This window comes from Caballeronia glebae, assembly GCF_001545035.1.
Lineage (GTDB): Bacteria > Pseudomonadota > Gammaproteobacteria > Burkholderiales > Burkholderiaceae > Caballeronia > Caballeronia glebae.
This window is the reverse complement of the sequence record NZ_FCOJ02000102.1, coordinates 1-12,294: the sequence shown is the minus strand read 5'-3', so window position 1 is coordinate 12,294 and position 12,294 is coordinate 1. Positions and strand designations below refer to the sequence as shown.

The following is a 12,294-nucleotide window of genomic DNA, read 5'->3' as shown; positions in this document are numbered from 1 at the left end:
CAACGCAGTTGATTCGTCGCATCGCCTGACGTAGTGGCATTGCCCGCATGACCGAGACCGCCATCCCCGCCGCAACGCTGCCCGAGCCGTCCATCGACGACGCGCTCGCGTTCGTGCGCGAGCACGCGAAGGACGCGCGCGTCTCGACGGGCGAGCCGCTCGCGGAACACGCCGCCGGCACCGCGCGCATCGTGCAGACGCTCAACGTCGATTCGCATGCGATCGCCGCGGCGGCGCTCTTCGTGCTGGCGCCGCATCTCGACGATCCGGAGAAGGTGATCGCCGAGCGCTTCGGCCCGGAAGTGCAGCGGCTCGTCGGCGACGTGCGCAAGCTGTTGCGGCTCGGCTCGGTCAGTTCGCGCGCGACGCTCGCGGAACTGCCCGAGAACACGCGCGATGCGCAGGCCGCGCGCCGCACGCAGGTCGAGGCGCTGCGCAAAATGCTGCTCGCGTTCGCGCAGGACATTCGCGTGGTGCTGATCCGGCTCGCATCGCGCGTGCAGACTTTGCGCTATTACGCCGCGCACAAGATCGAGCCAACGCCCGACGTGCCGCGCGAGACGCTTGAGATCTACGCGCCGCTCGCCAACCGGCTCGGCATCTGGCAACTGAAGTGGGAACTCGAAGATCTGTCGTTCCGCTTCGAAGATCCGGTCACGTACAAGCGCATCGCGAAGCTGCTCGACGAGAAGCGCGTCGAGCGCGAGACGTATGTGACCGAAGCGATCGCGCGTCTGCAAAAGGAACTCGATACCGCGCACATCAAGGCCGACGTCAGCGGGCGGCCGAAGCACATCTACAGCATCTGGAAGAAGATGCGCGGCAAGCATCTCGACTTCTCCGAACTGAACGACGTGCGCGCGTTTCGCGTGATCGTCGGCGACATCAAGGATTGCTACACCGTGCTCGGTATCGTGCACAACCTGTGGCAGCCGGTGCCGCGCGAATTCGACGACTACATCTCGCGTCCCAAGCCCAACGGCTACATGTCGTTGCATACGGTCGTGATCGGCGACGACGGGCGCGCGTTCGAAGTGCAGATCCGCACGTACGAGATGCATCAGTTCGCCGAGTACGGCGTGGCCGCGCACTGGCGCTACAAGGAAGCGGGCGCGCGCGGCTATGCCGGCCAGGTGACGGCGAGCGAGAAATACGACGAGAAGATTGCATGGCTGCGTCAGCTTCTCGCGTGGAAGGATGACGTCGAAGGCGAGCATCCGGGCTGGCAGCATCTGCGCGATGCGACGCTCGACGACGACCACATCTACGTGCTGACGCCGCAGGCGCGCGTGATCGCGTTGCCGCAGGGCGCCACGGCCGTCGATTTCGCGTATCACCTGCACAGCGAACTCGGGCATCGTTGCCGCGGCGCGCGCGTCGACGGCGCGATGGTGCCGCTCAACACGCCGCTGCAGAACGGGCAGACAGTCGAGATCGTCGCGGTGAAGGAGGGCGGGCCATCGCGCGACTGGCTCAATCCGCAACTCGGCTACCTGCATAGCGCCCGCGCGCGGCAGAAGGTGCGCTCGTGGTTCCTCGCGGCGGACGCGGCGGAGAACATCGCGGCGGGTCGGAGCATCGTCGAGAAGACCTTGCAGCGCGAGGGGAAGACGTCGGTCAGTCTCGATCACCTCGCGACCAAACTCGGCTTTAAGGCGCCCGAGGATCTTTACGCGGTCGTCGCCAAAGAAGAGTTCAGTCTGCGAAATATCGAGCAGGCGCTCTCCGATACGCCGCCGCCCGAGCCCGAGCCGGAAGCGCCCGAGCAGTTCGAGAAACGCAGCAGCGGACAGAGCGTCGCGCACGGTGCATCGACGGGCGTGCTGGTCGTCGGCGTGGATGCGCTGCTCACGCAACTCGCGCGGTGCTGCCGCCCGGCGCCGCCCGATCCGATCGCGGGCTTCGTCACGCGCGGCAAGGGTATGTCCATACACCGTACCGATTGCGCGACGTTCGAGCGCATGGCGCAACGCTCGCCCGAACGCGTGCTGCACACGACCTGGTCAGCGGACGTGATGAACGGGCGCGGCTCGTCGGTGTATCCGGTGGATCTTTCGGTGGAATCGACCGACCGGCAGGGTTTGCTGCGCGATATCTCCGAAGTGTTCGCGCGCGAAAAGATCAACGTCATCGGCGTGAAAAGCCAGAGCCGCAGGAATATCGCGTATATGCAGTTCACCGTGGAAGTGTCGAGCGCCGCGCAGATTCAGCGCGCGTGCACGCTGCTGGGCGAAGTGCAGGGCGTGATTCGCGCTTCGCGTCGCGCGTAGCCGGGAGTGTGAACGGATCGGCGAATATTTTCGATTTTTCTGAAGATAAGCACTTGCCAAGATTCGAAACGCTCCATATAATCTCACTTCTTTCAGGCTCGTAGCTCAGCTGGTTAGAGCACCACCTTGACATGGTGGGGGTCGTTGGTTCGAGTCCAATCGAGCCTACCAACGAAAACGAAACTCAACGAACTCCGGTTCGCGGAATTTCAAACCGCAAGAAGCGCTCAGCGCAAAAGGCGAAAAACATGGCACGTCGAACGTTGACCGAAACAAATTCGGAGCGACGCTAGTCGAGGACCATATTCGCCTTCTGCCAAATTGTTTCGCGGTATGTGTGAAAAGTGAATGCGGCCCCTCGATAGCGGGGCCGCATTTTTTTTGTCTCGCGATTTTCGAAATGAAGTCGCGTGGCAATGCTTAATCGAAATTGCTCGGCGTGCGCCGGCGTCTTGGAGAACGATATGGTTTCGGTACGTTTGCCTGATGGGTCGGTCCGACAATACGACCACCCGGTGACCGTCGCGGAAGTCGCGGCATCGATCGGCGCGGGCCTCGCCAAGGCGGCCCTCGCCGGCAAGCTCAACGGCGAACTCGTCGACACCTCGTTTCTGATCGACAAGGACTCGTCGCTCGCGATCGTCACCGACAAGGACCCGGAAGGCGTCGATGTCGTGCGTCACTCGACCGCGCATTTGCTGGCCTACGCCGTGAAGGATCTGTTCCCCGAGGCGCAAGTGACCATCGGGCCGGTCATCGATAACGGCTTTTACTACGACTTCTCGTACAGCCGTCCCTTCACGCCCGAAGATCTCGAAAAGATCGAGAAGCGCATGCAGGAACTCGCGAAGAAGGACGAGCCGGTGTCGCGCCGCGTCGTGTCGCGCGATGAAGCGGTCGCGTACTTCAAGAGCATTGGGGAGCAGTACAAGGCGCAGATCATCGAATCGATCCCGGAAAGCGATGAAATCCGGCTTTATGGTCACGGCAATTTCATCGACTTGTGCCGCGGCCCGCACGTGCCGTCCACCGGCAAGCTGAAGGTCTTCAAGCTGATGAAGGTGGCGGGCGCATACTGGCGCGGCGATTCGAAGAACGAGCAGTTGCAGCGCATCTATGGCACCGCTTGGACCAGGAAGGAAGACCAGGAGCAATACCTGCACATGCTGGAAGAAGCCGAGAAGCGCGATCACCGCAAGCTCGGCAAGCAGCTCGACCTGTTCCATCTGCAAGATGAAGCGCCGGGCATGGTGTTCTGGCATCCGAAGGGCTGGTCGCTGTGGCAGCAGGTCGAGCAGTACATGCGTCGCCGCGTGAACGAAGCCGGCTATCTCGAAATCAAGACCCCGATGGTGATGGACCGCTCGCTGTGGGAGGCGTCGGGGCACTGGCAGAACTATCGTGAAAACATGTTCACGACCGAGTCCGAAAAGCGCGACTACGCGATCAAGCCGATGAACTGCCCGGGCCACGTCCAGGTGTTCAATCACGGTCTGCGCTCTTATCGCGATCTGCCGCTGCGCTACGCGGAATTCGGGTCGTGCCATCGCAATGAACCGTCGGGCGCGCTGCACGGCCTGATGCGCGTGCGCGGCTTCGTCCAGGACGATGCGCACATCTTCTGTACCGAGGATCAGTTCATCGCGGAATCGATCGCGTTCAACACGCTCGCGATGAGCGTGTACAAGGATTTTGGGTTCGAGCACATCGACATCAAACTGTCGCTGCGCCCGGAACAACGCGCCGGCACCGACGAAACCTGGGATCGCGCGGAGCAGGGCTTGCGCGAGGCGCTGACCGCCTGCGGTCTGCAGTGGGAAGAGCTCGCGGGCGAGGGCGCTTTCTACGGTCCGAAGATCGAGTACCACATCAAGGACGCGCTCGGCCGCTCGTGGCAATGCGGCACGCTGCAACTCGACATGGTGCTGCCGGAACGTCTCGGCGCCGAGTATGTGGGAGAAGACAACAGCCGTCGTCGTCCGGTGATGCTGCATCGGGCAATCGTCGGATCAATGGAGCGTTTTCTCGGCATTTTGATCGAGCACCATGCCGGCGCCATGCCGCCGTGGCTCGCCCCGATCCAGGCTGTTGTGCTGAATATTGCTGAAAGTCAGGCAGAATATGCTGGGAATCTAGCCCAATCGTTGCAAAAACAAGGGCTTAGAGTAGAGTCCGATTTGCGCAACGAGAAGATTAGTTATAAAATACGCGAGCACACGCTCCAGAAGGTTCCGTATTTGCTGGTTGTCGGGGACAAGGAGCGCGATGCGCAAACCGTGGCCGTGCGTGCTCGTGGCGGTGTCGATCTCGGCGTGATGCCAATCGACGCATTCCTCGAACGTCTGCAGCAGGAAGTGCGGGCGTTCAAGTAAGTCACTCGCAGCGCGGCTTGTTTTTTCATATTTAGAGGAAACGTAACATCGCTACTGATAAGTCGTCACATCGCATCAACGGTGAAATTACTGCGCCGGAAGTGCGCTTGGTCGGAGTGGACAACGAGCCGCTCGGAATCGTGAAACTGGCCGACGCTTTCCGTCAATCGGAACAGCTCGACGTGGATCTCGTCGAAATCGCGCCGCAGGCTTCGCCGCCTGTCTGCCGTTTGATGGATTACGGCAAGTTCAAGTATTCGGAAGCGAAGAAGCTGCACGAAGCGAAGTTGAAGCAGAAAATTGTGCAGGTGAAGGAAGTCAAATTCCGCCCCGGCACAGATGACGGTGACTACAACGTCAAGCTGCGCAACCTCACGCGCTTCCTCGAAGACGGCGACAAGACGAAAATCACGTTGCGTTTCCGCGGTCGCGAAATGGCGCACCAGGAAATCGGCATGCGTATGCTTGAGCGGCTGAAGTCCGATCTGGACGAGTACGCTCAGGTCGAGCAGATGCCGAAGATGGAAGGGCGTCAGATGATCATGGTGCTTGCCCCGAAGAAGAAGGGTAAGTAACCGAAAGCAGTAAGGCGATGGATCGCGCGCCGTCGAAAGGCGCTCGGCGCGGCATTGCCGGCAGGTTCAGGTCGGCGTCATTCCGGTGACGCCGATCATGAAAAGCGGCGGTTCTTCACTGAACCGTTGGCACATAAGTGGAGCGTGGGTTTCGAAGGGCGGGAAGGGGTTCGTAGTCAGTATCGACGGATCAGCCGCACACCCATGACCATCTAATAAACTGGAGTAGTTTCATGCCGAAGATGAAGACCAAGAAGAGTGCTGCAAAGCGCTTCGTGGTGCGTCCGGGCGGTACCGTCAAGCGCGGTCAGGCCTTCAAGCGCCACATTCTTACCAAGAAAACCACCAAGAACAAACGCCATTTGCGTGGCTCCACGGCCGTTCATGATTCCGATCTGAACTCCGTCCGCGCAATGCTGCCGTTCGCCTAACCTCAACTGACACTCAAAGGAGAGCACCATGCCTCGAGTAAAACGTGGGGTTACCGCACGGGCCCGTCACAAGAAGATCATCCGTCTGGCCAAGGGTTACCGCGGCCGTCGCAATAACGTCTATCGCATCGCCAAGCAGGCGGTCATGCGCGCAGGCCAGTACGCCTATCGCGATCGCCGCAACAAGAAGCGTGTGTTCCGCGCACTGTGGATCACGCGTATCAACGCGGCGGTGCGTCAGCACGACATGACCTACAGCGTGTTCATCAACGGCCTGAAGAAGGCTTCGATCGAACTCGACCGTAAGGTTCTGGCTGACATGGCTGTGTTCGACAAGGCTGCTTTTGCTGCGATCGTGAAGCAGGTGAAAGCCGCCGTTGCAGCCTAATTGCGAAATTAGTACTGCGTGGTTCGCCTTCTCGTCGCCGCATCGTAGAAATACGTTGACGGCGGCGTGAAGGCAGAAAACGGGGCTCTCACCGAGCCCCGTTTTTGTTGGTCGGACGGTTTTGCTTATCCACGCCGTCGGCGTGCATCAAGCACTGGGTGGATGAGCAAAACCGAACCTCAGTTTGAATTTCGACGCTAAAAGATGGGATCAATGGATCTGGACCAGATTGTCGCCGACGCGAAAAGCGCCTTTGAACACGCCGCCGATACCACCACGCTCGAAAACGAGAAGGCCCGGTTCCTCGGCAAGTCCGGCGCGCTGACCGAATTGCTGAAGGGATTGGGCAAGCTCGATCCGGAAGCGAAGAAGACCGCGGGCGCGCGCATCAATCAGGCGAAGCAGCAGGTCGAAGCCGCGCTGAACGCGCGCCGTCAGGCCTTGGCCGACGCGCTCCTGAATCAGCGTCTCGCGGCGGAAGCCATCGACGTCACGCTGCCGGGACGCGGCGCGGGCGCGGGCACACTGCATCCGGTGATGCGCACGTGGGAACGCGTCGAGCAGATCTTCCGCACGATCGGCTTCGACGTGGCGGACGGTCCCGAGATCGAAACCGACTGGTACAACTTCACGGCGCTGAATAGCCCTGAGAACCATCCGGCGCGCTCGATGCAGGACACGTTCTACGTCGACGGCAAGGATGCCGATGGCCGCGCGCTGCTTCTTCGCACGCACACGAGCCCGATGCAGGTGCGTTACGCGCGCATGAACAAGCCGCCGATCAAGGTGATCGTGCCGGGCCGCACGTATCGCGTGGACAGCGACGCCACCCATTCGCCGATGTTCAACCAGGTCGAAGGCCTGTGGATCGAAGAGAACATCAGCTTCGCGGATCTGAAGGGCGTCTACACTGATTTTCTGAAGAAATTTTTCGAGCGCGACGACATTCTCGTGCGCTTCCGTCCGTCGTATTTCCCGTTCACGGAGCCGTCCGCCGAGATCGACATGATGTTCGAGCACGGCAAGAACGCGGGCAAATGGCTGGAAATCTCCGGCTCAGGTCAAGTGCATCCGAGCGTCATCCGCAACATGGGCCTCGATCCGGAGCGCTACATCGGCTTCGCATTCGGCAGCGGCCTCGAGCGCCTGACCATGTTGCGCTACGGCGTGCAGGATCTGCGTCTGTTCTTCGAGAACGATCTGCGTTTCCTGCGTCAGTTCGCGTAAAGCACACAGCGCCCGCGCGTCCGGCATCGTCAAAAAACGAAACCGGACGAGAGACTTCAAATATTTCGAACGTAGACACACATGCAATTCCCAGAATCCTGGCTCCGCAGTTTCGTCGATCCCAAGCTCTCCACCGACGAACTCGCGCACGCGCTGACGATGGCCGGCCTCGAAGTCGAAGATCTGCGTCCGGTCGCGCCGCCGACCACGAAGATCGTCGTCGGACAGGTGCTCGAAGTCGCCAAGCATCCGAACGCCGACAAGCTCAACGTGTGTCAGGTCGATGCCGGCACGGGCGAGCAACTGAATATCGTGTGCGGTGCGCCGAACGTGACGCCGGGCATCAAGGTGCCGGTCGCGCTGATCGGCGCGGTGCTGCCGCCGGCGGAAGCGGGCGGCGAGCCGTTCGCGATCAAGCCGACGAAGCTGCGCGGCGTCGATAGCCAGGGCATGCTGTGCTCGGCGCGTGAGCTCAAGCTGTCGGACGATCACAGCGGCCTCCTGATCCTCTCCGCCGATGCGAAGGTCGGTCAGGATATCCGCGAGACGCTCAACCTCGACGACACGGTCTTCGAGATCAAGCTCACGCCGAACAAGGCGGATTGCCTTTCGGTGTTCGGCGTCGCGCGCGAGACCGCCGCGATCACCGGCGCGCCGCTGAAGCAACTGGAAATGCCCGCGGTCGAGACGAAGCTCGATGAAAAGCTGCCGGTCAAGGTGCTCGCGCCCGACCTGTGCGGACGTTTCTCGGGCCGCGTCATCCGCGGCGTGAACGCGCATGCGAAGACGCCGCAATGGATGGTCGAGCGTCTCGAACGCTCGGGCCAGCGCAGCATCTCCGCGCTCGTCGACATCTCCAACTACGTGATGCTCGAACTCGGCCGTCCGACGCACGTGTTCGATCTCGACAAGATTCACGGCGCGATCGAAGTGCGCTGGGGCAAGCAAGGCGAATCGCTGAAGCTCTTGAACGGCAGCACTGTCGAACTGGATGAGACCGTCGGTGTGATCGCCGACGATCGTCACGTCGAAAGTCTCGCGGGCATCATGGGGGGCGACAGCACCGCCGTGTCGCTCGACACCACCAACATCTACCTCGAAGCCGCGTTCTGGTGGCCGGATGCGATTCGCGGCCGCGCGCGCAAGTACAACTTCTCGACCGATGCGGCGCATCGCTTCGAGCGCGGCGTCGATTACTCGACGACGGTCGAGCACATCGAACGCATCTCGCGCCTGATTCTCGACATCTGCGGCGGCGCGGCGGGTCCGGTCGACGATCAGATCGTCAACGTGCCGGAGCGCAATCCGGTGTCGATGCGCGTGTCGCGTGCGCACCGGATCATCGGCGTGGAGATCGGCGCCGAAGAGATCGCGCAGATATTCACGCGGCTGAACCTCGCGTTCGAGCGCGACGGCGATACCTTCAAGGTCACGCCGCCGCCGTATCGCTTCGATATCGAGATCGAAGAGGATTTGATCGAGGAAGTCGCGCGCATCTACGGTTTCGAGAAGATTCCGGCGCGCCCGCCGGTTGCGCGCAGCGAGATGCGCATCACAAACGAAACGAAGCGCTCTATCCACACGCTGCGGCATGAAGTCGCCGCGCGCGATTACTCGGAGACGGTGAACTTCAGCTTCGTCGATGCCGAGTGGGAAAAAGACTTTGCCGGCAACGATAACCCGATCAAGCTGCTGAACCCGATCGCGAGCCAGCTCTCGGTCATGCGCACGACGATGTTCGGCAGCCTGATCGAAGTGCTGCGCCATAACCTGAACCGCCGCGCGGACCGCGTGCGCGTGTTCGAAGCGGGGCGCGTGTTTCATCGCGACGCAACGGTGAAGGCGGGCGAACTCGCGGTCGAAGGCTTCGCGCAGCCGAAGATGATCGGCGGCCTCGCCTACGGCCCGGTGATCGAGGAGCAGTGGGGCGCGGCTTCGCGCAACGTCGACTTCTTCGACGTGAAGGGCGATGTCGAAGCGCTCTTCGCACCGGTTGCGCCGCGCTTCGTGAAGGCGGAGCATCCCGCGTTGCATCCGGGACGTAGCGCGCGCGTCGAAGTGGCGGGGCGCGCGGTCGGCTGGATCGGCGAACTGCATCCGCGCTGGCTGCAGAAGTACGACCTGCCGAACGCGCCGATCCTCTTCGAAATCGACGCCGATGCGCTGATGGATCGCGCATTGCCGGTGCCCTCCGAAGTGTCGAAATTCCCGCCGGTGCGTCGCGATATCGCCATTGTCGTGGATCAACACGTCGCGGTTCAGACATTACTCGACGAGCTCGAAAACGCGCGCTCGGAGGCCGCTTGCAGGCACGTCACGAGGGTTGCGCTTTTTGACGAATTTCGTCCAAAATCAAATACTTCCGGTGGTCTGGGAGCCCACGAGAAAAGTCTTGCCTTCCGTGTAACGTTGCAAGATACTGGCGGCACGCTTCAGGACGAAACGGTCGATACGGCTATCAAAACGCTAGTGGATCGCCTGGCTCGAGTACACGGCGCGCGGTTGCGCGGATAGCCTGCAGTTGGCCCTTTCCGTCTCAATCGCCAGGTCTTTAACATGGGCGCCGTTTTACCGATATGAACCAAATGAACTCGAGTGATTTCGAAGCCCTTCTTTCGGCGCAGCGTAGCGCCATGACCCGAGATATCCCGACCTCGAGCGCGCCCGGCGACACGCCGACGCTCACCAAAGCCGAGCTTGCGGAAATGCTGTTCGACCATGTCGGTCTGAACAAGCGCGAAGCCAAGGACATGGTCGAAGCCTTCTTCGAAGTCATCCGCGATGCGCTGGAGAGCGGCGAGAGCGTCAAGCTCTCCGGCTTCGGCAACTTCCAGCTGCGCGACAAGCCTCAGCGTCCGGGCCGCAACCCGAAGACGGGCGAGGCCATTCCTATCGCCGCGCGGCGGGTCGTCACGTTTCATGCAAGTCAGAAGCTGAAGGCGCTGGTCGAAACGGGAGCGGAGACCGATCTCACTCGCTGATTTCCCGGCGGCGCGCGAATGCATCGCGCGCCGCATTGCTTGACCACCGCGCTTCAATCGACATCACCTATAACGATGGTTGATCGACGATGGAAAAAGTCGTCTTGCCTCCGATCCCCGCCAAGCGTTACTTCACGATTGGCGAAGTCAGCGAGTTGTGCGGCGTCAAGCCTCACGTGCTGCGCTATTGGGAACAGGAGTTCACGCAACTGAGGCCGGTGAAGCGGCGTGGCAATCGCCGCTACTATCAGCATCACGAAGTCTTGTTGATCCGCCGCATCCGCGATTTGCTGTACGAGCAGGGCTTCACGATCAACGGGGCGCGTAACCGGCTCGATTCACAAGGACGCGCGCTCGACGAGGAAGCGGAGATCGCCGAAACGCAAGCGTCGGCGCCGGCGCAACCGGGCGTCGATGTCGATCTGTTGCGCAAGGACATTCTTCAGGTGATCGATCTGCTGGGCGGATGAGTGTCACCAGAATTCATGCTCAATGCCGCGCGTCGTCGCGGCTTCTTTTTGTCCAACTCACGCTCTGCACGCCGTCCGCGACGGCAGTAGCATAGTGCCTGCGATTTCTTCGTTGCCTCGGCAGGCGCGCCCGCCGAGGCTCAATCACGTCGATTCAGGAGGGCTTATGCGAGTGTTGCTCGTTGGCGCAACTGGCATGTTGGGCACGGAGATCAAACGGATTCTCGAACCCGCGCACGAAGTGATCGGCGCGAGCCGCAAGGGCTCGGACGTATCGGTGGATTTGTCGGACAAGGCGAGCATCGTCGCGATGTACGAGAAGGTCGGGAAGGTCGGCGCTGTCGTTTGCGTCGGCGGCGCAGCGAAGTTTGCGCCGCTCGATTCGCTCGCCGACGCGGACTACGCCTTCAGCCTCGCAAACAAACTGATGGGACAGGCGAATCTCGTGCGCTGCGCGACGGGTCACGTAGCCGAAGGCGGGTCTATCACGTTGACGAGCGGTACGCTCGCTCAGCAACCTATGATCGGCAGCGCGGCGGTGAGCATCGTCAATGCGGGTATCGAAGGCTTCGTGCGCGTTGCGGCGCTCGAACTGCAGGGCAAACTGCGCGTGAACGTCGTGAGTCCGGGCTGGGTCGCGGAAACGCTGGCTTCGATGGGCAAGGATGCATCGCAAGGTATCGCCGCCGCCGATGTCGCGAAGGTGTACAAACGCGCCGTCGATGAGACGATGACCGGACAGACCCTGCCTGCGGCTAAGACTTGACGCCTACGCGGAAGCGCTTTTTCGGGCCGGCGGCTTGCGAGGCCGGCAGCTTGATTTTGACCGACCAGTAGACGATGCTCGGCCCGACGCCCCAGGGCGGATAGATGCGCCAGTCGTCGAGGCCATGATGGAAGAAATAGAGCGCGAAGCATCGGCCCGGTTTGGTGGCGCGCACGGAGATGTAGCGGCTGCCGCCAGGATAGATGCGCCCGAAGCGCGTGACGCGCGCACCACTTCGCGGATCGAACCATCTCGCGACTTCCGCGCGCAGGGCGGAGCCGGTTCGACCGGATGAGGCGCGCCGCTCTTGCGCGGACGCTGGGACAGACAAAGGCATGGGGCGCCGTTCCTTATGTGTCACGTTAAGATTAGAGCTTAAATGACTGACACACAAGTGTTTTTTCGGCTTTAACGTCTGAATATACGACGTTGCGCGCCGGCTCGGCTGCACGCATCGTCTACGACGAGCGGCGTCAGACTGACATGCCCATCATGGCGGTCGTGTTGGTCAGGGCCTCTTCCGCGGTGCGGACCTTGAGCATGGCATCGGCGAGACGGTAGTAGAGTTGCGCGCGCTCTTCGAGCAATGCGGGCGATGCGTCGTTAGGAAGGCCATCGTCGGCCATGTCGCCCGCCAGCGCCTGGCCTGCGAAGTAGTCTCTCAGCGACATGCCGTAGTTGCTGTTGCCGGGAAACGCGCGCGGATTGTTGAGCTTGCTATATGCCATCGTTCTTGTTCTTCTTGATCAATACAACGCCCCGGGACGGGCCAAAGAAAAAAGGCTCTCCGGCTAGAAGCCGGAGAGCCTTTAAT

General features: G+C 61.3%; 12 protein-coding genes and 1 tRNA gene. 11 read left to right on the top strand and 2 right to left on the bottom strand.

Going from position 1 to position 12,294, the window contains the following annotated elements; translation table 11 throughout:
• The first annotated feature begins 47 nt into the window (after positions 1-47).
• From AWB82_RS35045 to AWB82_RS34990, 11 genes are all read left to right on the top strand, one after another.
• Positions 48-2,270, top strand: coding sequence for a RelA/SpoT family protein (locus AWB82_RS35045; RefSeq protein WP_086973854.1), 2,223 nt, complete (start codon positions 48-50; stop codon positions 2,268-2,270).
• 94 nt (positions 2,271-2,364) lie between these two features.
• A tRNA-Val gene (locus AWB82_RS35040) sits at positions 2,365-2,441 on the top strand.
• 293 nt (positions 2,442-2,734) lie between these two features.
• A complete protein-coding gene (gene thrS, locus AWB82_RS35030) occupies positions 2,735-4,642 on the top strand; it encodes a threonine--tRNA ligase (protein ID WP_086973853.1) in 1,908 nt (635 codons plus the stop codon).
• 47 nt (positions 4,643-4,689) lie between these two features.
• A complete protein-coding gene (infC, locus tag AWB82_RS35025; RefSeq protein ID WP_086973852.1) occupies positions 4,690-5,217 on the top strand; it encodes a translation initiation factor IF-3 in 528 nt (175 codons plus the stop codon).
• Positions 5,218-5,450: 233 nt separating this feature from the next.
• On the top strand, positions 5,451-5,648 hold the full coding sequence (gene rpmI / locus AWB82_RS35020; RefSeq protein ID WP_006052501.1) for a 50S ribosomal protein L35: 198 nt from the start codon (positions 5,451-5,453) through the stop codon (positions 5,646-5,648).
• Positions 5,649-5,676: 28 nt separating this feature from the next.
• Positions 5,677-6,036 (top strand): 50S ribosomal protein L20, encoded by a 360-nt coding sequence (gene rplT, locus AWB82_RS35015; protein WP_008350196.1) that lies wholly within the window; start codon positions 5,677-5,679, stop codon positions 6,034-6,036.
• 213 nt (positions 6,037-6,249) lie between these two features.
• Positions 6,250-7,263 carry a phenylalanine--tRNA ligase subunit alpha gene (pheS, locus tag AWB82_RS35010; protein ID WP_200818274.1) on the top strand — a complete coding sequence of 338 codons (1,014 nt, stop codon included), beginning with the start codon at positions 6,250-6,252 and terminating at the stop codon, positions 7,261-7,263.
• A gap of 81 nt (positions 7,264-7,344) precedes the next feature.
• Positions 7,345-9,777: a phenylalanine--tRNA ligase subunit beta gene (gene pheT / locus AWB82_RS35005; RefSeq protein ID WP_086973850.1), complete on the top strand. Its 2,433-nt coding sequence runs from the start codon at positions 7,345-7,347 to the stop codon at positions 9,775-9,777.
• A gap of 62 nt (positions 9,778-9,839) precedes the next feature.
• On the top strand, positions 9,840-10,244 hold the full coding sequence (locus tag AWB82_RS35000; protein ID WP_008350190.1) for an integration host factor subunit alpha: 405 nt from the start codon (positions 9,840-9,842) through the stop codon (positions 10,242-10,244).
• Between the two features lie 89 nt (positions 10,245-10,333).
• Entirely contained in the window at positions 10,334-10,714 is a 381-nt protein-coding gene (locus tag AWB82_RS34995) for a MerR family transcriptional regulator (RefSeq protein ID WP_086973849.1), read from the top strand.
• Between the two features lie 166 nt (positions 10,715-10,880).
• On the top strand, positions 10,881-11,480 hold the full coding sequence (locus AWB82_RS34990) for a short chain dehydrogenase (RefSeq protein WP_086973848.1): 600 nt from the start codon (positions 10,881-10,883) through the stop codon (positions 11,478-11,480).
• Here the strand turns inward: AWB82_RS34990 and AWB82_RS34985 are convergent.
• Positions 11,470-11,817, bottom strand: a complete 348-nt coding sequence (locus AWB82_RS34985) for a hypothetical protein (RefSeq protein ID WP_086973847.1) — start codon at positions 11,815-11,817, stop codon at positions 11,470-11,472. The genes AWB82_RS34990 and AWB82_RS34985 overlap by 11 nt on opposite strands.
• A 136-nt stretch (positions 11,818-11,953) precedes the next feature.
• Entirely contained in the window at positions 11,954-12,208 is a 255-nt protein-coding gene (locus tag AWB82_RS34980; RefSeq protein WP_086973846.1) for a hypothetical protein, read from the bottom strand.
• Positions 12,209-12,294 lie beyond the last annotated feature (86 nt).

Excerpts from the sequence above, each read along its gene's own strand:
- rplT (WP_008350196.1), top strand. The coding sequence starts at position 5,677 with ATGCCTCGAGTAAAACGTGGGGTTACCGCACGGGCCCGTCACAAGAAG.
- AWB82_RS35045 (WP_086973854.1), top strand. The coding sequence starts at position 48 with ATGACCGAGACCGCCATCCCCGCCGCAACGCTGCCCGAGCCGTCCATC.
- AWB82_RS34990 (WP_086973848.1), top strand. The coding sequence starts at position 10,881 with ATGCGAGTGTTGCTCGTTGGCGCAACTGGCATGTTGGGCACGGAGATC.
- rpmI (WP_006052501.1), top strand. The coding sequence starts at position 5,451 with ATGCCGAAGATGAAGACCAAGAAGAGTGCTGCAAAGCGCTTCGTGGTG.
- AWB82_RS34980 (WP_086973846.1), bottom strand. The coding sequence starts at position 12,208 with ATGGCATATAGCAAGCTCAACAATCCGCGCGCGTTTCCCGGCAACAGC.
- pheT (WP_086973850.1), top strand. The coding sequence starts at position 7,345 with ATGCAATTCCCAGAATCCTGGCTCCGCAGTTTCGTCGATCCCAAGCTC.
- AWB82_RS34995 (WP_086973849.1), top strand. The coding sequence starts at position 10,334 with ATGGAAAAAGTCGTCTTGCCTCCGATCCCCGCCAAGCGTTACTTCACG.
- pheS (WP_200818274.1), top strand. The coding sequence starts at position 6,250 with ATGGATCTGGACCAGATTGTCGCCGACGCGAAAAGCGCCTTTGAACAC.
- AWB82_RS35000 (WP_008350190.1), top strand. The coding sequence starts at position 9,840 with ATGAACCAAATGAACTCGAGTGATTTCGAAGCCCTTCTTTCGGCGCAG.
- AWB82_RS34985 (WP_086973847.1), bottom strand. The coding sequence starts at position 11,817 with ATGCCTTTGTCTGTCCCAGCGTCCGCGCAAGAGCGGCGCGCCTCATCC.
- thrS (WP_086973853.1), top strand. The coding sequence starts at position 2,735 with ATGGTTTCGGTACGTTTGCCTGATGGGTCGGTCCGACAATACGACCAC.